Genomic DNA, 20,810 nt, shown 5'->3' on the forward strand with positions numbered 1-20,810 from the left:
TTATCAATTTGTTTTTTAAGATTTTTATTACCATTAATAAAGAAAAAATAAATTCGCCTATTACAGCAATAAAAACTCTTAAAACTAATTGATATTTATAAATAAGGTATTAAATTTGATAGTTTGTAACAGTAAATTAAAATTTACTACTAATTAAGATACTTTTTAAAATTAATAAAATTACATTACAGATTTATGTGGAAAAATTTTAAGCTAAATAAATTTTTACTCCTGATTCCATTAACAAGTCTAATGTTTTGTTTCAATTCGCCTAAAAATGATGATGAAAAGATGCAGACGATAATGGTGAGCGTAAAAAATACCCTTTCCTATTTACATTACAGTCCGAAACCGATCAATGATGCATATTCTAAAGATGTGTATAAGCATTATTTCGAGATGGTGGATCCTGCCAAAAGATATTTCCTGCAGTCGGATATGGATGAATTCGGCAAGCATGAGACCAAACTTGATGATTACCTGAACATCGGAGATCTTACCTTTTATAAACTTACGATCGACAGGCTTTATCAAAGGGTAGACGAAATCGATAAAATCACTCAGGACATTTTCAGCAAGCCCATTAATCTTGAAGAGGATGAAACTTTAACGCTTGAGCCTAAGCTGAAGAAAGTTCCTGCCAATAAGCAGGAGCAGTATAATGAGTGGAAGAAATTCATCAAATATAATATTCTTCAGGAAATTGAGTCTATGAATAGCAAAGAAGAAGCTCAGAAAGAGAAAAAAGACTCTGTTCAGAAGTTTAATTTAAAAGATACCATTACACTTAAAATCCTTACCCCTGAACAGAAAAGAGTGAAGGCTACCGATGAGGTAAAGGATCTGGTAAAAGAAACTTTCACAAGATTCAAGAAGAGAAAAAAAATGGACTGGTTTACGGTGTACATGAATTCTTATACTGAAGTTTTTGATCCCCACACCAACTATTATTCTCCTAAAGATAAAGAAGACTTTGACACTCAGTTTGTTGGAAAGGTCATTGGTATCGGTGCGCTGATTCAGGAGAAAAAAGGAAATCTTTATCTGGGTGCCCTTACGATTGGGGCTCCTGCATGGAAATCCAAGCAGCTTTCTGAAGGAGATAAGATCTTAAAAGTAAGATCAAAACCTAAAGAAGATGCTGTAAATGTCGTAGGGATGCTTTCTGACGAAGCGGTACGTCTGATCCGGGGAGAAAAAGGTACTCCGGTAACTTTAACGGTTCAGAAAAAAGACGGAACAACGAAAGATGTAACTATGATCCGTGAAGAGGTGGCCATCGAAGATACATTTGCCAGAAGTATCATCGTCAATTCTCCGAATGGGAAGAAATACGGATTCATTAACCTTCCGAGCTTTAATGCTGATTTTGAAGATGCTAAGGGAAGAAATGCTTCTGATGACATCAAAAATGAGATCATTAAGTTAAAAGCTCAGAATATTGAAGGAATTATTTTAGACCTTAGAAACAACGGTGGAGGTTCTCTTACCGAAGTAGGTGATATCATGGGACTTTTTATGGAAGCAGGACCTTATGTCCAGGTAAAAGACGGAAACGGAAAGATCCAGACCCTGAAGAATAAAAATGAAACGCCGGTTTGGACAGGTCCACTGGTTATTATGCAGAACGAGCTTTCGGCTTCGGCTTCTGAAATTCTCGCAGGGGTAATGCAGGACTACGGAAGAGCGATGATTATCGGGTCTCCACAGTCTTTCGGAAAAGGAACCGTTCAGACATTTGTCGATCTAAACAGATTTTTAAATACAGAAGATGACTTTGGATCATTAAAGCTGACGATTCAGAAATTTTACAGAATTACCGGAGAATCTACACAGAGAAAGGGTATCGTTTCTCATATTCAGATGAAAGATTTCTTTACGTATGCTGAAATTGGAGAAAGATATGATGATTTTGCCCTGGCCTGGGATAAAATTCCAAGTACCAACTTCAAGAAACTGAATTATTTCAATGTACAAGCTCTTGAAAAGGCGAGCAATGACAGAATGGCTAAAAATGCCAAGTATCAATTACTTCTGGAGTCTGCGCAATGGAGAGAAAAATTGGACAAGGAAGAAACCATTACTCTGAATATTAACAAATTCAACGAGTTAATGAAACAGAGAAAATCTCAGATAGAAAAATTCAAATCGCTGACGAAATCTGAAAATGGTCTTCAGTTTACTATGTATCCTAATGAGGTGGAAAGAGAGAAAAAAGATGAAGCTTTCAAAAAGAAATCTGAAATCTGGGTTAAGAATCTTAAAAAGATCTGTACCTTCAGGAAGCCATGAACATCATTGCTGATATGAATGTAAAATCATAAATATAAAAAATACCGCTAACGAAAATTAGCGGTATTTTTATTTAATAATCTGTCTATTTTATTTCTACACATCCAACTCTTCCACCCGCATTTCCGGTAGGCTGGGTATGGAAATCGTCAGCGGCAGCATGCACAATAATTCCTTTTCCGATGATATTTTTAGACTCATCGGCACAGCCAAGACACCATTTATCGGTTTTGAAGGTTAAAGTGGCATTTCCGCTCTGATCTGCTGTCAGATTTCCGATATCTCCCATATGGAAATGCTCGGCACCCCATTTTCCGTGATCGTCCTTTGCAGGATTCCAGTGTCCTCCCGTTGAGGTTCCGTCCGCCGCAGAGCAGTCTCCTTTTTCATGAATATGCACGGCATGAATTCCCGGAGTAAGATTGGTAACATCAAGTTTCATGATGACGTCATCTCCTTTCTGCATAAATTTTGCCGTTCCTCCTGTCTGAGTGTTGCTTTTTGCGAGTACAGAATACGTTTTTGTCGTTCCACAGGAAACGGCAAATAATGCACATCCTGCCAGTAGTGCTAATGTTTGTACTTTCATTTTTAAATGATTTAAAGTGATTGTACGATAAATTTAAACAACATTTTTCAAACCTCTTTATGATTTCGGCTCTTTTTTTAGAAATAGCAATAAAAGACAAACCTTTATAACCGGTTGTTAATACCTTTGTGCAAAACAACAGTATTGAAAGATTATAAAAAAAGAATGGTGAAGGCGATAGAGTATATTGATCATCATATTGATACGGAACTTACTCTGGAAAAAGTTTCAGAAATAGCCGCTTACTCACCATTTCATTTTCACAGAATCTTCAGGCTGATTACCCAAGAAACAATTCAGCAATACATCATTAGAAAAAGAATTGAAAAAAGTGCCTTTTATCTTGCGGTAAAAAAGGACCTGACTATAAAAGATATTTACCTTCTGGCTGGTTTTTCCAGTCATTCTGCCTTTCATAAAACTTTTAAAAAGCATTATGGAAGATCCCCATCCGAATTCAGAAATTTGGCTCCCGAAAAATTTCACAAAATTCAATTAAAACAAAGCAAGAACGGACAAGTGGATACGGTTTTTCAACAATACATTTGCACTATAGAAAACCTGTTAAACTGGACTGAAATGAATTTAAAGATTAAAGTAACGACTCTGCCGGAAATGAATCTTGCTGCGGTAATGAGTCTTGGCATTGCCAATGTGGAACCTTCTTACAATATTTTGATGAATTGGGCGAAAGGGAAAAAATTATTTCCAAAGGAGAATGTAAAAATGATATCTGTGTATCATGACAGTTTTAAAGTTACCCCTCCGGATAAAGTGCGGATTCATGCCTGTATGCTTCTGGATGCAAAACTGCAAAAGCAGGAGGGTGAAGTTTTTTCTGAAACTGTTGGCAGCGGAAAATTCATTATCGGTAGCGGAGAGTTCACGCTGGCTGATTTTGAGCAATGCTGGGTATCTCTTTTTTTATGGATGAATGAAAACAGATACTCCGTGAGAAAAGCTTTTCCCTTTGAAATTTATCACACCAATTTTAAAGAACATCCGGAAGGAAAAATGGTGGTGGATTTCTGTATTCCTGTCAGTTAGTCCGTCAAACATTTCCAATTCACTAAAGAAGAAGGGGTTTAAAATGGCAACAAAGCATTTTCCTGGATACATGGTATTTGGAAATGGACGAGCAGAAACCGTATAAATCGTTCCGTTTACCGGAACAAAAAATTAAAATTACCGTTCGGGATTCAAATTCTACGACTCAGCCATAAAAATTTAAAAGCGGCAGAAATTCATCTTACTTTTGATTCGAAATTAATGACAATGAAAATACGATTACAAAAAGTATGGTTTCTGTTTGCTTTTTTAAGCTTTATTCTGGGATATTCTCAGGTGAAGATCACGGGAAAGGTTATGTTCAGAAATAAGGGAATAAATGAAGTAAGTATTACTTTAAAGGATACTTATGATGGAGCGACAACAGACTCCAACGGGAATTTCTCTTTTGAAACCTCTGAAAAAGGAAATCATATCCTGGTATTTTCACATCCGAAATATGAAGAAACTGAAAAGTCAGTTGTTATTAACGGTGAAACTCTTATACTTACTGCTGAATTAAAGGAACAGATCAGTGAAATCGATGCCGTCGTCGTTTCTGCCGGATCCATTGAAGCCAGTGATAAGAAAAGAGCAACAGCCTTGCTCACGCCTATTGATATTTACACAACGGCAGGTGCCGATGGGCAGATTTCCTCAGCGCTTACTTATCTTCCCGGAGTACAGAAAGTAGGCGAAACGGAAGGCCTTTTTGTCCGTGGCGGTACTGGAACTGAATCTAAAATCTTCATGGACGGAAGTCTGATCAACAATTACTTTTCCAGCTCTGTTCCCGGAATTGCCGGAAGAGACCGTTTCAACACTTCTCTTTTTAAAGGAAATGTTTTCTCAAGCGGAGGGTATTCCGCACTATATGGGCAGGCGCTCTCCGGCGCGCTCATGCTGGAAAGCGTCGATCTTCCGGATCAGAGCTCGTATGATTTCGGAGTGTCACCGATATTTTTGAATGCGGGGTTTCAGAAGCTGAGTGATCAGAAAAATTATTCTTATGGAGCTACTTTAGCATATTCAAATTTAAAATTAATGCAGGAAGCTTTAAATTTCAACACCGATTTTACAGAAGCTCCCCAAGGGATGAATGCCGATTTTAACTTCAGATTCAAAACAAAAACCGGAGGCTTTTTCAAATATTACGGAATGTACGATTCCAATAGAATGGGAGTGAAAACCGAAAGCCTCGAAAACGATCATGAATTTAATTTAATAAGGTTAAAAGGTAAAAATACATATCATAACTTATCATTTAAGCAAAAATTCGGGAAATATCTCCTGAATGCCGGAGCTTCCTATTCATTCAACAGATCAGATCTTGATTTTTCCACGGAAAATAATACCGTAGAATCTGAAAATACGGGAATATTAACGGATGGAAATTACGTCAACTTTAAAACCGTTTTAGAAAGAAAAATAAATAAGATCAGTGCGCTGAGGGCAGGTATTGAACTGAACAGTACCGGCGAAAAACTGAATTACGGAGAAGCGATCAGTAAAAATTATAAAGACCTCATTTCTTCTGCATTTGCAGAAACAGATCTGGGCTTCAGCAATCACCTTTCTGCTAAAATAGGAGTGAGGGCAGAGCATTCTTCTTTTCTTGAAAAAAGTAATATCGCTCCACGTCTGGCTTTAGCGTACCGATTGGCAGCAAACTGGACAACCTCATTCGCATACGGCCTTTTCTACCAGAATCCGGAAAGCAGATATATCAATGGGCCGGCAATTTTAGATTTTCAGAAATCCCAGCATTATATTTTCCAGGTTCAGCGGACTACCGAAGGAAGAAGTCTGAGGTTCGAAGCTTTTTATAAACAATATGACCAGCTGCTAAAAGTGAAAAACCTGGATTTCAAAGACGGTCAGAACCAATATGTCCAAACCGCAGATAATAACGGTGGCTATGGATACGCAAAAGGCCTTGAGCTGTTTTGGAGAGACAAAAAAACATTTGACAATATCGACTACTGGATCAGTTATTCTTTTCTGGATTCTAAAAGAGATTTTATGAATTATCCGGTAAGCTTAAGGCCTAATTTTGCTTCCGAACATACACTTTCAGCCGTCGCCAAAAAATTCATTCCGAAATGGAAAACGGGAGTCAATCTCTCTTATACTTATGCAAAAGGACGTCCGTACTATGATATTGCTGCGGAGAATAGTAACGGAAATTCTGCCTATTATATCAGACATGAAGGAAAACTGAAAGATTACAACGCATTGAATATCAGCTTTAATTATTTGCCTAATCTGGGTAAAAAAGATGCAAAGGCCTTTACGATTTTTGTATTGAGTATTTCCAATGTACTGGGATCCAAAAATGTGTATGGCTATAATTTTCCGGCTAATGACAGTGGAAGAAGATCGGCTGTTGTTCCCCCTGTCAATAGCTTTATTTTTGTGGGAGCCTTCATCAGTTTCGGAGTTGATAAAACACAGGATGCCATTAATAATAATTTATAAAAATCTAAATAATCTGAACTTTTCAGCATTTAATGGTAAAGATTAAATACATATCTTTGAATAAAATATAACTAACCTTAAAAATAGAAATAAAATGAAGAAATATCTCTTAAGTTTTGCTTTCGCTCTTGTGAGCTTAACGGCTTTTGCTCAGAACACTTACGAAAAGGTAATGGCTGAAAAAATAATCCATATTGAAAAAGCTAAAACACCTGAAGAATTTGAAACTTTGGGGCAGGAGTTTAACAGGATCGGGGTGAAGGAAGGAAACCAGTGGCTTCCTTTTTACTATGCTGCTTATGCGTATATTCAGAAAGGAAGAGCCCAGATGACCGCAGGTAAAAAAGATGAATTGCTGGCATATGCCGGAGCAGCCAGAAAATATCTTGACAATGTAGGAAAGCTTGGAGGAACAAATAATGCTGAGGTTCAGCTGCTGAGAAAAATGGCCTATTCATTGAGTATGATGGAAAATCCACAGGTGCGGTATGCGACAGACGGAGTTAAAGCTACCGAAGCGATGAATGAGGCTAAAAAACTGGATCCCAATAATCCGAGAATTGCCCTGATTGAAGCTGAAGATATGTATTTTACACCAAAACAGTACGGAGGAAGTGAGGCTAAAGGCATTGAACTGTTTAAGCAGGCTTTAGAGAAGTTCAAGACGTACAAACCAAAGTCTGCTTTAGATCCGAACTGGGGAAGAGCAGAAGCTGAATATTTTGCAGGACAGACTGCTAAGAAATAGTCATCCGGACATCCATATAACGCCTTCCCATGTAACGGAAGGCTTTTTTGTGCAGTTCGGTCACGGAAAAATACCATTCGGAGAAAAATAATTTTTAATACTTATAATATCGACTAATTTTGAACCAGGAAATTTATTTATGAAACGTAAAAATCTTATCACCTTACTGTGGATCACAGTGGCTACTTCGCTGTTTTTCTTTTTCTTTTTTACAGATGAGCTGACGGTTCAAAACTTTATGCAGACCTTGCTGGTCTCTGCAATGTATTCATTTCTTCTGGGAGCGGGAAACGGTCTGATCAACGATTTTCTCAATAAGAAATTTCCATGGTCCGAAGCGACGACGAAAAGAACGGTTATAAGTATCATTTCTATTCTTGTTGCCAATACGATCCTGGTGTATTTCTGTAATTATATAAATTTTGTGGTTGTACAGAAAACCGCAAACACTCATGAATATTTTTCGGGAAGATATAATTTTATCAACTGGTTTACCATTAATATCGCTTTGCTCATTTCGACTTTCCTTCATGCAAAGGGCTTTATGGAAGAGCTTAAAAAAACTTCAAAAAAAGAGGTTGTCGAGCAGAAATTAATTGCGAAATCGGCCAATGCCCAGTTTGAAAGCTTAAAAAACCAGCTCGATCCTCATTTTCTCTTTAATTCTTTAAATGTTTTAAGCTCATTGATTGATGAGAACCCCAGACAGGCTCAAAAGTTTACCGCCTCAATGTCAAAGATTTACAGATATGTTCTGGAACAGAAAGATAAAGAACTGGTAACGGTGGAGGATGAAATAGAATTTGCCAAGACCTACTGTGACTTACTGAAAACCAGATTTGAAGACAGTGTAGATTTTATGTTCGATGTTGAAAAGGAAGACTTCCGCAGGTTTGTCGTCCCGTTGTCTTTGCAGCTGCTTTTGGAAAACTGCATCAAACACAATTTCGCCACTTCTGCAAAACCTTTAAGGATCAGAATATTTTCTGAACATGATACCCTATGTATTGAGAATAACCTGCAGGTCAGGGAACAGATGAAAGAAAGCTCAGGGATCGGGCTTTCGAATATCGTTCAGCGGTATTCACTGCTTACCAGACGAAATGTTTTTATTGAAAAATCGGAGGATTATTTTAAAGTAAAACTTCCGGTATTACCGGCTAAACAAAACGTTGTCAATAGTAAGATTGATAAAAAAGATAAAGCGTATGAAAGAGCAAAAAAGAGAGTACAGGAAATAAAAAGTTTTTACGGAAATCTTATCTCGTACTGCATCATCATTCCGGCTTTAATCATCATCAACCTCCTGACAAATCCTAAACAGATCTGGTTTTATTTTCCGATGCTGGGATGGGGAATAGGCCTTATCGCTCATGGAATGAGTGTTTTTGCCATTGGAAAAAACTGGGAGGAAAAGAAAATTCGTGAGATCTTAGAAAGGAACAACAAACCATAAATTAAAATAAACCCATGGAACATATTGACGAAAACGACTTCCGCTATAAAGAAGCCCAGCGAAGAGTGAAAAAGATCAAAAATTTTTATGTTTTTACCTTTGTATATTTTGCTGTAAATCTGTTTATTTTATTCCTTAATTATAAAAACTTACAACCGGGACAGACCATCTGGAGATGGCAGTATTTTACGCTCCCTTTCTTTTGGGGAATAGGATTGCTCATTTATGCCATGAGTGTCTTTCTTCCCAGATTCTTTTTTGGGAGTGACTGGGAAGAAAAGAAAATCAAAGAATTAATGGATAAAGAAAAAAGTTAGAGCCTGTTTAGGGCTTCCGTAAACCATTAAACTTTGATGTCCGGTTCAGGACTTATAAAAAAACTGTATAAATAAAAAATGAAAACATTAGAAATACTTTTTACCATTTCCATGTTCGCCTGGTTTTTAAGTGAATTCCTCTATAAAAGAATATTAAAAGCAGGAGAAAAAGATCCTAAGAATAAAGATAAATCCACACTTAATATTCTGTGGATTGCCATTCTTTTTTCTATAGCGTCTTCCGTCACGGTTTCTTATTTTACCCAATTCCCGATCACCCGCCATCCCTGGATTTTCTATTTAGGAGAAAGCTTTATTATAACCGGAATTATCTTGAGATTTATTATTATCAGATCATTAGGAAAATATTTTACGGTAGAGGTTACCATAAAACAGGACCACAAAATTAAAAAAGAAGGTTTCTACAGACTGATAAGGCATCCCTCTTACACTTTTTCGCTGCTTACTTCTCTTGGGCTCGGTTTATATCTGAATAATTGGGTATCATTGATTTTGGCATTTGTTCCTCCCTTGATTGCTTTTACCTATCGAATTAAGGTCGAAGAGGAGGCTTTGACTGAACAGTTCGGGGCAGAATATGTTGAGTACCGGAAAAAAACCAAAAAGCTCATCCCTTTTGTATATTAAGTATTTCTCTTAGAAGTAAACAGGTTTTCTCATGATTTGTTTATTAAGTAGAAGTGTAAAGAAAAGGCGGTTGTTAGCGCTTGACAATACTTTTTACAACTCAGTGATTATTTTCTACCGTTCGGTAAGATAAAATTGATCTGAGAACGATTCCCGAACTACATTTGTCTCAGCAAAACAAACAGATTAAATTTTTAAACTTAAAAATTATGGAAACAATCATTAGAAAAGAAGATCTTGCTTACAGAAAAGCTTCAAGAAGAGTAAAAGAATTAAAAGGATTTTATGGTAATCTGACCTCTTATTGTATGGTTATTCCGTTTTTAGTTGTGCTGAACCTGGTAACATCTCCTGATTATTTATGGTTCTTCTGGCCCATGTTAGGTTGGGGCTTTGGGATTACCGCACATGCGATAAATACGTTTGGGATCGGAAAAAGCTGGGAAGAGAAAAAAATAAGACAATTAATGGAGGAAGAATCAAAAAGTCCGAAGACATTCTAATAACAGTAATCATATGAAAACGAATACAATGAATTATAACCAGGCAGTACAGAGCGTAAAAGAATTAAAAAAGTTTTATAAAAGCTTAGTTTGGTTCGGAATCGTGACAGGAATTGTATATTTCAGGAATATTTCCGAAAAAGGAAAATTTGATTTTTCAATGTATGACGGATCAGTTATATTCGTGATCTGGGGAATTATTTTAACGGTGAAAGCGGCAAAACTATTTATATTCGATGCCGATTGGGAAAATGATCGTATGGTAAGAGAAATCAGAAGATCAAAAGAGCCGATTAATTTTAATTAAATTTATTTCAAATTAAAAAACGAAGACTTAAATGATCAGAACGGTTATTATAGAAGATGAAAAACCGGCTTCAAGGAAGTTGGCAAGGATGTTGAGTGAATTTCCTGAAATAGAAGTTGTTGCCCATATAGAATCTGTAGAAGACGGCATAGAATGGTTTTCGAATCATGAACATCCTCAGCTTATATTTTCGGATATTGTACTGGGAGACGGACTCTCATTCGATATCTTTGAGAAAATCCCATCCAAAGGTTTTATCATCTACACGACAGCATTTGATCAGTATACCTTAAAAGCATTTAAATTAAACAGTATCGACTATCTTCTGAAACCTATCCTGGAGGAAGATCTGACGGGAGCCATTGAAAAATTCAAATCATTTATCCCTTCGGATCATTCGGTAGCCTCGCAGGAAATAAAACAGCTGATTAAGAAAGATAAAACTACGCTTTCCAGAATTCTGGTGAAGATTGGCTATAACCTTAAGATTGTTCAGACCCGTGAAGTCAGCTGTTTTTTCAGTGAAAATAAAATCGTTTACCTGCAGACTCAGGGTAGAACATTTCCATCTGATTTTACCCTGGATGAACTGGAAGAGGTGTTAGACCAGAAAAAATTTTTCCGGGTAAACCGTCAGTTTATCATCAGTTCAGACCATATTAAAAATATCCATACTTCACCCACTTATAAAGTCGAACTGGATTTTCAGCCTGCAGAAGAAATTACCGTCAGCCGCGATCGCGTGAAAGATTTTAAAGAGTGGCTGGTGAGTTAATTCTGCTAAAGAAGTTAAAAGGTAGCGTTAAAAATATGTCACTACATTACTCAGATAATTTGAAAATAAGACAACACAATTATCTGTAATCAATTCTGTTAGAGTCCGTATCTTCAAGCTGTTTGACGATAGATTTCGGAATCTCTTCACTATCGATAGGGTAGCTGATGGACTCGGAAATAAAATTCTTCCGATCTGCTTTCTGAAAGATTTCGAACAGGGCGATCGGCTCCTGGTTAAAGCTGATACATGTACTTATAAAATGCAACTCATGGAGCTTATATTCCGGATTCTTCAGCTTTTCCTTGATGTCTTTTATTCTTGAAATAAAATGACGCTGGCGGATAAAGGTATTGCTGTTCATAATGATAAAAACATAATCCGAATAAGCCGTTACTTTTCCAAAGTATTTATGACGGTCTCCGCCGCTCCTTTCAATAAAATATTCCCCTGTGGTTTCCGACTTATAAATTTCTGTTGCAGAACGCCAGATCCGGTCTTCTTTTGCCTGTAAGGGACTTTCCGGAAGATTCCTGTTGTAAGAGTACCAGCAGCCCGTTAAGCGGTCCAGCAAATCTGTATTTTGCTGAACTTTATTCATGTCGATTTTTAAATCATTGAAATTGAACGATTCGGTACTGGAATTGACAAAATCTATATAGCTGGAATATCCGAGGGCTTTCACAATCATACTTAATTTTGCCAGATTAGGTTTACTGAGTACAGCGTTTTCATTATGGAGGTATTTCTTTAATTTGTTGATGATCAGATGTTCATACAGATAGTTTGATCCCAGAGTATCCGGTGCTTTTTTAATATTATGGTCCGTGCGCTGAACGGCAATCAAATCATTGATTTCATCGACAATGTATGACCATTCAGTTTTTGAAACATCTTCCCAGCGATGCTTCTTCAAAAAATGCTGACCCAAAAAATTCATCAATTTTTCGAGATGCAGAATATCTTCTTTTTTCATAAGACTAATGTAAGATTATTTTAAAACTAAAAAGGACCGTTGTGAGACTTTTATATTTTTAGATCGAATGATATTTGGGTAAAACTAAAATGTCAAACAATGGAAAAAGAAATCGTATTACAAAATGAGTGGCTTTGGAACAGGCTCAAATCTTTCTCTCCAGACGAAGAAATGGGCAGGTCTTTCTCACAAAAACTGGCCAGAGAAGAAAATTGGTCTCCTGCCTTCACGGAAAGAGCCATAGAGGAATACAAAAAGTTTATTTATCTGTGCTGTACTCTGCCAGACGGAGCGTCACCAAGCAGGATTGTAGATAGAGTCTGGCATATGCATCTGCTCTATACTCAGAATTACTGGGAAGAATTCTGTCCGAACATTCTCCGGTTCAGACTCCATCATCATCCTTCAAAAGGGGGTTCTGAGGAGAAGCAAAAACATAAACTTTGGTTTGATAACACACTGAAACACTATCAGGAGATCTTTGGTCGGCCTCCTGCAGATATCTGGATACATAAGAAAGAAAGGAAAAATCCCAAAATGAACCCGCTTACTATGATTTCAGCTGTAGGTCTCCTTTTGACTTTAAGTTCCTGTTCCGATGGTCTTGGGAATGTTTCAGCCCTATTTCTCTTCATATTTTTAATTTCATGGATGTTCGGAAGAAACAAGGATGCTGAATCTCAAAATAAAGGGCAGAATGGCAACGACGGAGGCTCCGGCAGCTGTGGCGGAAGTTCCTCAGGTTGCAGCAGTTCTTGTAGCAGTTCATGTGGCGGCGGATGCGGTGGATGTGGTGGTGGGGATTAAATTTCAAAGCAATGAAAAAAATAATTGTTCATACAGTCGCGGTTTTGATCAGCCTGATCTGGCTTTTCATCAACCATCATACCCTGAATCCGGTTTCCGTGAAAGGTCCCGTCTTTCTGAAGTTTTACCTGATGCTTCTTTTAAGCTATTATGTCTCAATTTTTATATTAAATTTTTTTAAAGAAAGGATTGGCAAAACAACATGGTGCTTTATGGTTTCTATTTTTTTTCTGGGAGTTATAAAGTTGATTCGGGGTATCTCCTTAGACAAACCTATCGGATTTTTAGTGATGATTCTAATAATAGAAATAGTGGTTACCCTAATGTTTGTCTTACTTAAACCAGAGAATAAGAGGAAGTGATTTTAAATACTTTCAAAATAAAACCCGAAACAAATACTTCGGGTTTTATACCATAACAGGGAAATTTATTTTTCTTTCGTAGGTTGATAACCATATTTTTTACACCCGTAATAAGTAATGGCCAATAGAATGGTACTTAATACTCAATGTGATTTTTCGGGATTTACGATAGCCTGATATAAATTATATCCAAAAACAAACGACACCACAAAGATTAAAATCTGATTGATCTGAGCATACTGATCCGTTAAAGTAGTTTTCATAATTAATAGATTAAATTGTTATTGATGAGTAAGTAAACCAATTCGGAATATGTTACACTAAATTTTATTTCTGAATATTAAAATGATAAAGCCTGAAAATTAAATTTCCAGGCTTACCTTATCTCACTAATCTCTAAATCCCCGATTAATGGCAACTCTTTTGTCTTTTTTAAAACCGTATTTCTGATACTGCGCATACTGTGATCTGTTCAGAATTTTTCTAAGTCGGATATCATATTCTCTTGGGCTGAGCCTCTGTTTGGAAAGCGCACTGATTTGTTTTTCCTGAGAACGCGTTAACCTTAGCCCATCAAAATCTCTCGGACCCTGGTGATATTCCACTTTATCATATCTTCTGTCGTCATTTCTGTGCTGTGCATTGGCTGCGAATGCGATAAATATACTGGCTGCAAACACTAACTTTTTCATAATAATTAAATTTTAAATTGATATTCTGTTTTGTTATTCTTATATAAGATTAAACAATAGATATGCCTGAATCCGGCATAGATAGCGGCTTATGGAAGTATAAGCCATTCTTATAGATGAACGTTAAAATTTAATCGACGATTAAGATATATGATGCTTTTAAATTGGTGTGACCTTACAGAAAAAATTATTTATTTTTGATTTAAAGCTGCTTAATTACGGTGAATTGTTGTTTGTATTATTTTTTTTAGAAGCAGTTTCCCGCTTTCGCTACTCGCTTTTCTAGTTTCGGCGGCGGCAAAGCCGCCGCCGAAACTAGAAAAGAGCTCAAACATGCCGCTCGATCGGGGCTAGGAATTAGTAACTGGTAAAAAAAACATCATAGGTTTCAAAACCTATGATGTTTGATATCTTATAAGGGCCATCATCAAAAAGCATTACAATAACTAAGCAATTACCCCGCTTCCGATAAGTTCATCACCGATATACCACGATGCAAACTGTCCCTCAGCAATGGCTGACTGCGGTTCTTCAAACTCCATATAAAAAGCATCCTCAAACTGGAAGATTTTTGCAGGCTGCAAAGCCTGTCTGTAACGGAATCTGGCCATAACTTCCATAGATTCCCCGATGTTCAGTCTAAGATCTTCTCTTACCCAATGCAATTCGGAATTATCTACTTTTAAAGCTTTCTTATGCAATCCGGGGAAGCTATGTCCTTCTCCCACGAAAATAATATTATTTTCCATATCTCTGGAAACGATAAAACAGCTTTCTTTGTGGCCGCCAATCCCAAGGCCTTTACTTTGACCGATCGTGAAAAACTGAGCCCCCTGATGCTTTCCGATCACTTTTCCATTAGCTTTTTTATAATGTATTTTTTGACTTAAATGTTCCAACTCTTTCTGTTTTGATGAAAACTGAGGAGTTTCCTGAGCGAAAAGAGGAGAATCTTTGAAGATTTCTACAATTTCGCCTTCTTTTGGAACGAGTTGCTGTTGTAAAAACTGGGGTAAACTCACTTTCCCAATAAAGCACAATCCCTGCGAATCTTTTTTATCAGCTGTTACCAGCCCGATTTCTTTCGCAATTTCTCTGACCTGGGGTTTGGTAAGTTCTCCAATCGGGAACAAAGCTTTTGACAGCTGATCCTGGCTCAACTGGCACAAAAAATAAGACTGATCTTTATTGTTATCCTTGCCTGCCAGTAAATGAAAAATTTCTTTTCCGCTTTCATCAAAGGTTGAATCCACTCTTGCATAATGTCCGGTTGCCACTTTATCTGCTCCTAAAGACATCGCCGTCTTCATAAAAACATCGAACTTTACCTCTCTGTTACACAGAACATCAGGATTCGGCGTTCTTCCTCTCTGGTATTCGTCGAACATATAATCCACGATTCTTTCCTTATAAAGATCACTCATATCAATCACCTGGAAAGGAATCCCAAGCTTTTGAGCAACCATTAAGGCATCATTACTGTCCTCGATCCAGGGACATTCATCTTCCAGCGTTACTGAAGCATCGTTCCAGTTTCTCATAAACAATGCCACCACTTCATGACCTTGCTGTTGCAGCAAATAAGCGGTCACACTCGAATCTACACCTCCTGAGAGGCCTACTACTACTTTCATTTATTTCAATTTTACGAAACTCTTAACGGGAGTTCTTAGTTTGATGCGGCAAAAATACAATTAAAAAGATTCGGAAAAAAACCATAATTTTAAACATTGACAAAAACAATAGAACATGAAAAAATTTATTATACCTGTACTTCTCCTGATTTCAGAATCCTTATTTTCCCAAGTTTCCGTTGGGGCTTCCCCGGAAAGTAACAATCGCTGGACCTTTGGTGGAGGAATCGGGATTGGCTTTGGAAGCCAGAGCTCCTTTTATCTCCAGGCTTCACCAAGAGTTGGCTACCGTCTTACAGAGGATCTGGAAGGTGGGGTAGTAGGCAGCATTTCCTGGCAAACCTCAGATTACAACCGGTCGACAATGTTTGGAGTAGGTCCGTTTTTAAATTATTATATCGCAAGAACATTTTACCTGGGCGCAAATTATCAGCATTATTTTATCAATTACGAAAATAAGTATTACGACTACAAGCTGAATAATGAGGAGGATGCCTTGTACCTGGGAGGTGGTTATATGCAGAGAATCGGAAACAATTCTTTTATGCAGTTTGGGGTGATGTACAATGTTCTCTGGAAGGAAAGGACCAGTATATTTTCCAGTGGGCTGGTGCCTAATATCGGTTTTGTGGTGGGGCTTTAGAAATTTACTACAGATTGTTTTCACGATGATTATAAATTTAAATTATTAAATCTAGGTCATAATATAATTAGCTAAAAATTTGTACTTTTAGCCCAACAATGGCAGACAAAGCATACATAACACCAAATGTTCTAAAATGGGCAAGGGAATCGGCAAGAATGTCCGAGGAAATTGCTGCTGCCAAAGTTACTGTGTCTATTGAAAAGATAAGGGAATGGGAAGAAGGAATTAGCCAACCTACTATTAGACAAGCGCAGACATTAGCTAAATCATATAAAAGACCTTTTGCACTTTTCTTTTTACCAGACATTCCTCGAGACTTTCAACCTTTGCAAGACTTTAGAAAATCGGGTTCGAAATCGCTGACAACATCTTCAATTTTTATAATTAGAGAAATACAACAAAAACAAGCGTGGATAAGGGATGTTTATTCAGATAGTCAAGAACAAAAACTTCCATTTGTTGGACTATTCAATATTAATTCAAATCCTGAGAAAGTAGCAAAAGACATACTTGAAACTTTAAATATTAATCCATTATTTTACAAATCTGATAATCCAATAAAAGAGTGGATTGACGCAGCGGAAATCAATGGAATATTTATCTCACGGACAAGTTTCATTCATTCTAGATTAAAATTGGACTCTGACGAATTGCAAGGTTTTGCAATTGCAGACTCATATGCTCCATTCATATTTGTAAATTCAGAAGATTGGAATGCTCCACAACTTTTTACACTAGTTCATGAACTAGCACATATTTGGATTGCGGAAACTGGTATTTCAAATGAAGTTGAACCTAATCTGAAACAAAAAGATAAATTTCATCCTGTCGAATTATTTTGCAACGAAGTTGCAGCAAATGCTTTGATGCCTAAAGAAATAATATTAAATTTTGATGCTTCATTATTTCAATCTTCAAAAGGTATTTTTAAAATTGCTAAACAATTAGGAGTTAGTTCGTTTGCATTGTTGGTAAGAGCATTAAACCTTAATATTATTTCAGTTAATACTTATCAAGATCTCAAAAAACAAGCGGATAAAAATTTTGCAGAATACCTAATAAGAGAAGCAGAAAAGAAAGCAAAACAAAAAGATAAGGAAAATCCAGGTGGACCAAATTATTTTTTACTACAATTAAATAGAAATAGTAGACTATTTACACAAACTGTTTTAGATGCATTTCGGGGTGGATATATTGAACCAACTTTGGCTAGTAATCTTTTAAATGTCCAAGTAAATAAATTTCAAAAATTAGAATCTCAATTAGTTAGATGAATACAAAGGCAAATACATATTGTTTAGATGCCAATGTGCTAATTCAAGCATGGCAAAAATATTACAATCCAACATTTTGTCCAGACTATTGGGATATATTGATTGAACTTGGCAAACAAGAAAAGATATTTATTCCTGAATATGTTTATGAAGAAATAGTAAGAACAGAAGATGATCTTTCTAAATGGTTGAAAAGCAGCAAAATTCCAATTAAAAAGGTAAGTGAACAAGTTGCAAATTGTTTAAAAAATATTTACTCATCAAATCCTAATCATATAAACTTAGTAGATAATACAAGAGCGCGTTCATTAGCAGATCCTTGGGTAATTGCACACTCAATACATGAAAATGCTACTGTTGTAACAAAAGAAGAAAAGGTAACTGCATTAAATTCCAGCAAAATAAAGATTCCAAATGTTTGCGACAATATGGGTGTACGTTGGATAAATGATTTTCAATTCATTCATGAATTAGACCTAAAGTTTAAATGTTTCTTGTCGAAATAAAAAGTTTCAAGGCTTAATAAATCGACTTTTTATCAATCTCAAAGATTTTATTCCCTCCTAATTTACACTTATTCATCTGAGCAATTTGTGGGGAAGATTTATTTAAAAACAAAAAGCATCGGAAAATTTCGATGCTTTCTATTTCTATTAAATTATTTATTCTATGATTGAGAAGACTTTTCCGCCGATTTTTTCGGTTTTGAAGTTTTCCCTGCCAAGGCATCTTTCGCCTCATTGAGATCAAGAACTACAGTTTCTCCTTCATTTAACTGTTTATTTACAAGCATTTCCGCTAGTAAATCTTCAATGTATTTCTGGATGGCCCTTTTTAACGGTCTCGCACCAAAATCTTTATCCCAGCCTTTTTCAGAAATAAAGTTTTTCGCTTCGTCGGTTAACTCTACTTTATAGCCTAATTTTTCAAGTCTGCTGTAAAGTTTGTTAAGCTCAAGATCAATGATTTTCTTAATATCAGTCTGTTCAAGAGAATTAAAGATTACAATATCATCAATTCTGTTTAAGAATTCCGGAGCAAATGCTTTTTTAAGCGCATTTTCAATGGTGCTTCTTGCTCTGGAATCAGTATTGGTCTTTTTAGCTGATGTTCCGAATCCTACACCATCACCAAAATCTTTAAGATCTCTTGTTCCGATGTTTGATGTCAGAATGATAATGGTATTTCTGAAATCAATTTTTCTGCCTAAGCTATCGGTAACATGACCTTCATCCAGGATCTGCAATAAAATGTTAAATACATCAGGGTGAGCTTTTTCAATCTCATCCAGAAGAACCACAGCATAAGGCTTTCTTCTTACAGCTTCTGTTAACTGACCGCCTTCTTCATAACCAACGTATCCCGGAGGCGCTCCAACCAATCTTGAAACTGCGAATTTTTCCATGTATTCACTCATATCGATTCTGATCAGAGACTCGTCAGATTCGAACAACTCTCTTGCCATAACTTTAGCCAGCTCAGTTTTACCGACTCCGGTAGTTCCTAAGAAGATAAAGGTTCCGATAGGACGGTTCGGATCTTTCAGCCCTGCTCTGTTTCTCTGAATTGCTTTGACAACCTTTTTCACAGCGTCTTCCTGACCGATTACTTTTCCGTTTAGTTTTTCGTCCATCTGAGCTAATTTATCAAGCTCATTTTTACCTACTTTTGTTACCGGAACACCACTCATCATAGAAACCACTTCCGCTACATTTTCATCGGTTACGGTTTCTTTTTTCTCCTTCACATCCTTATCCCATTTATCCTGGGCAGCATTCAGTTCCATCTGAAGTCTTTCTTCTTCATCCTTCAGCTTTCTGGCTTCAAGATAATCCTGAGCTTTTACCGCTTTCTGCTTCATTTCTTTGATATCCTCGATTTTCTTCTCAAAATCGATGATTTCAGTAGGAACCTTCATATTTTTAATATAGACACGGGATCCCGCTTCGTCCATGGCATCAATCGCCTTGTCCGGTAGGAAACGGTCTGTAATATATCGTGAGGTCAGGTTTACACACGCTAAAATAGCTTCAGGCGTGTAAACTACATTATGATGCTCCTCATATTTGTCTTTAATCTGATTCAGAATCTGCACGGTTTCTTCAATAGAAGTCGGTTCCACCATTACTTTTTGGAATCTTCTTTCCAACGCACCGTCCTTTTCAATATACTGACGGTATTCATCAAGAGTAGTGGCACCAATACATTGGATCTCACCTCTGGCCAATGCAGGTTTAAACATATTAGAAGCATCTAAGCTTCCGGTGGAACTTCCTGCACCGACGATCGTATGAAGCTCGTCAATAAATAAGATGACATCCCGATTTTTCTCGAGTTCTGTCATGATCGCTTTCATTCTTTCTTCAAACTGACCACGGTATTTCGTACCTGCCACTAAACTGGCCAGATCCAGGGTAATCACTCGTTTACCAAAAAGAACACGGGATACTTTCTTCTGCTGAATTCTTAATGCTAATCCTTCAGCAATTGCAGATTTACCGACACCCGGCTCACCGATAAGCAAAGGATTGTTTTTCTTTCTTCTTGATAAAATCTGGGAAACTCTTTCAATTTCTTTTTCACGTCCGATGACAGGATCCAGCTTACCGTCCCGAGCCAGAGAAGTTAAGTCTCTACCGAAGTTATCAAGGGTAGGAGTTTTACTTTTGGCAGAGCCTAAATTTCCCGTAGGCTTTCTCATCTGCTCAAAATCCTCTCTTTCATCATCGTCATCATAAGCACTCATTTGTGGTGCCTGACCGGAGTTTTTAAGCATGGTGTGATACTCTTTTGAAACGCCTTCATAGTCGATGTCATATGCTCCTAATATACTTGAGGTTGGGTCTTCATATTTATAAAGAATACCTAAAAGTAAATGAACCGTATTGATTTCATTACTTTTATATTGTCTGCATTCTAACTCTGCACGTTTGATCGCGTGATCTGCCATCTTGGTGAAAGAAATATTGGTAACTTCCTCAGAAATAGGATTAAGACCTGCTGTATTTAGGGTTTCAATTTTTCTTCTGATTTGTGTTAAATCCGCATTAAGGTTCTGAAGGATTTCTTTTGCAGAGTTTTCCGTTTTTATAATACCTAAAAGTAGATGTTCTGTATTAAGAAATTCACTTTTCAGCCGTTTAGCTTCGCTTTTGCTTTGTTTGAACACCTGGCTCAAACCTTGTGAAAACTTATAATCCATAATATATCTCATTAGAATAAAGGCAACATTACCATTTATTCATTATCTAAATTACAA

Annotated in this window: 20 protein-coding genes; 15 read left to right on the top strand and 5 right to left on the bottom strand. The window is 36.8% G+C overall.

Features of this window, described 5'->3' with window-relative positions:
* Positions 1-252: 252 nt before the first annotated feature.
* Positions 253-2,292, top strand: a complete 2,040-nt coding sequence (locus ODZ84_RS14245; RefSeq protein WP_323136722.1) for a carboxy terminal-processing peptidase — start codon at positions 253-255, stop codon at positions 2,290-2,292.
* Positions 2,293-2,377: 85 nt separating this feature from the next.
* Here ODZ84_RS14245 and ODZ84_RS14250 read toward each other — a convergent pair whose 3' ends face one another.
* Complete coding sequence (locus ODZ84_RS14250; protein ID WP_266173037.1) at positions 2,378-2,881, bottom strand: superoxide dismutase family protein; 504 nt, start codon at positions 2,879-2,881, stop codon at positions 2,378-2,380.
* 144 nt (positions 2,882-3,025) lie between these two features.
* Here ODZ84_RS14250 and ODZ84_RS14255 point away from each other — a divergent pair, with 144 nt between their 5' ends.
* The 9 genes from ODZ84_RS14255 (at position 3,026) to ODZ84_RS14295 (ending at position 11,160) form a co-directional block, all read left to right on the top strand.
* Positions 3,026-3,928 (top strand): AraC family transcriptional regulator, encoded by a 903-nt coding sequence (locus tag ODZ84_RS14255; protein WP_266173038.1) that lies wholly within the window; start codon positions 3,026-3,028, stop codon positions 3,926-3,928.
* 228 nt (positions 3,929-4,156) lie between these two features.
* Positions 4,157-6,406, top strand: a complete 2,250-nt coding sequence (locus ODZ84_RS14260; RefSeq protein WP_266173039.1) for a TonB-dependent receptor — start codon at positions 4,157-4,159, stop codon at positions 6,404-6,406.
* A gap of 94 nt (positions 6,407-6,500) precedes the next feature.
* Complete coding sequence (locus ODZ84_RS14265) at positions 6,501-7,154, top strand: hypothetical protein (protein WP_266173040.1); 654 nt, start codon at positions 6,501-6,503, stop codon at positions 7,152-7,154.
* Positions 7,155-7,293: 139 nt separating this feature from the next.
* Entirely contained in the window at positions 7,294-8,610 is a 1,317-nt protein-coding gene (locus tag ODZ84_RS14270) for a 2TM domain-containing protein (RefSeq protein ID WP_266173041.1), read from the top strand.
* A gap of 14 nt (positions 8,611-8,624) precedes the next feature.
* On the top strand, positions 8,625-8,927 hold the full coding sequence (locus ODZ84_RS14275; protein ID WP_266173042.1) for a 2TM domain-containing protein: 303 nt from the start codon (positions 8,625-8,627) through the stop codon (positions 8,925-8,927).
* Between the two features lie 78 nt (positions 8,928-9,005).
* Positions 9,006-9,575 carry a methyltransferase family protein gene (locus ODZ84_RS14280; RefSeq protein WP_266173043.1) on the top strand — a complete coding sequence of 190 codons (570 nt, stop codon included), beginning with the start codon at positions 9,006-9,008 and terminating at the stop codon, positions 9,573-9,575.
* Positions 9,576-9,784: 209 nt separating this feature from the next.
* Positions 9,785-10,078 (top strand): 2TM domain-containing protein, encoded by a 294-nt coding sequence (locus ODZ84_RS14285; protein ID WP_266173044.1) that lies wholly within the window; start codon positions 9,785-9,787, stop codon positions 10,076-10,078.
* A gap of 13 nt (positions 10,079-10,091) precedes the next feature.
* Positions 10,092-10,385 carry a 2TM domain-containing protein gene (locus ODZ84_RS14290; RefSeq protein WP_266173045.1) on the top strand — a complete coding sequence of 98 codons (294 nt, stop codon included), beginning with the start codon at positions 10,092-10,094 and terminating at the stop codon, positions 10,383-10,385.
* A gap of 31 nt (positions 10,386-10,416) precedes the next feature.
* On the top strand, positions 10,417-11,160 hold the full coding sequence (locus ODZ84_RS14295; protein WP_266173046.1) for a LytR/AlgR family response regulator transcription factor: 744 nt from the start codon (positions 10,417-10,419) through the stop codon (positions 11,158-11,160).
* Positions 11,161-11,239: 79 nt separating this feature from the next.
* Here ODZ84_RS14295 and ODZ84_RS14300 read toward each other — a convergent pair whose 3' ends face one another.
* The gene (locus ODZ84_RS14300; protein ID WP_266173048.1) at positions 11,240-12,136 is read right to left on the bottom strand and encodes a hypothetical protein; all 897 of its coding nucleotides are present in this window, start codon (positions 12,134-12,136) and stop codon (positions 11,240-11,242) included.
* Positions 12,137-12,235: 99 nt separating this feature from the next.
* On the opposite strand from ODZ84_RS14300, the gene ODZ84_RS14305 reads away from it, so the two are divergent.
* Positions 12,236-12,943 (top strand): glycine-rich domain-containing protein, encoded by a 708-nt coding sequence (locus ODZ84_RS14305; protein ID WP_266173049.1) that lies wholly within the window; start codon positions 12,236-12,238, stop codon positions 12,941-12,943.
* Positions 12,944-12,954: 11 nt separating this feature from the next.
* Positions 12,955-13,305 carry a hypothetical protein gene (locus ODZ84_RS14310; RefSeq protein WP_266173050.1) on the top strand — a complete coding sequence of 117 codons (351 nt, stop codon included), beginning with the start codon at positions 12,955-12,957 and terminating at the stop codon, positions 13,303-13,305.
* Between the two features lie 389 nt (positions 13,306-13,694).
* On the opposite strand, the gene ODZ84_RS14315 is transcribed toward ODZ84_RS14310, so the two are convergent.
* Positions 13,695-13,997 carry a hypothetical protein gene (locus ODZ84_RS14315; protein ID WP_266173051.1) on the bottom strand — a complete coding sequence of 101 codons (303 nt, stop codon included), beginning with the start codon at positions 13,995-13,997 and terminating at the stop codon, positions 13,695-13,697.
* A gap of 446 nt (positions 13,998-14,443) precedes the next feature.
* The gene (gene mnmA / locus ODZ84_RS14320; RefSeq protein WP_266173052.1) at positions 14,444-15,631 is read right to left on the bottom strand and encodes a tRNA 2-thiouridine(34) synthase MnmA; all 1,188 of its coding nucleotides are present in this window, start codon (positions 15,629-15,631) and stop codon (positions 14,444-14,446) included.
* Between the two features lie 115 nt (positions 15,632-15,746).
* On the opposite strand from mnmA, the gene ODZ84_RS14325 reads away from it, so the two are divergent.
* From ODZ84_RS14325 to ODZ84_RS14335, 3 genes are all read left to right on the top strand, one after another.
* Positions 15,747-16,274, top strand: a complete 528-nt coding sequence (locus ODZ84_RS14325) for a hypothetical protein (protein ID WP_266173053.1) — start codon at positions 15,747-15,749, stop codon at positions 16,272-16,274.
* A 98-nt stretch (positions 16,275-16,372) separates the two neighbouring features.
* Positions 16,373-17,551 (top strand): XRE family transcriptional regulator, encoded by a 1,179-nt coding sequence (locus ODZ84_RS14330; RefSeq protein WP_266173054.1) that lies wholly within the window; start codon positions 16,373-16,375, stop codon positions 17,549-17,551.
* A complete protein-coding gene (locus ODZ84_RS14335; protein ID WP_266173055.1) occupies positions 17,548-18,057 on the top strand; it encodes a DUF4411 family protein in 510 nt (169 codons plus the stop codon). Before ODZ84_RS14330 ends, ODZ84_RS14335 begins: the two co-directional genes overlap by 4 nt.
* Positions 18,058-18,218: 161 nt before the next feature.
* On the opposite strand, the gene ODZ84_RS14340 is transcribed toward ODZ84_RS14335, so the two are convergent.
* Positions 18,219-20,753, bottom strand: coding sequence for an ATP-dependent Clp protease ATP-binding subunit (locus ODZ84_RS14340; protein WP_266173056.1), 2,535 nt, complete (start codon positions 20,751-20,753; stop codon positions 18,219-18,221).
* Positions 20,754-20,810: the final 57 nt, after the last annotated feature.

The organism is Chryseobacterium fluminis (assembly GCF_026314945.1).
GTDB lineage: Bacteria > Bacteroidota > Bacteroidia > Flavobacteriales > Weeksellaceae > Chryseobacterium > Chryseobacterium fluminis.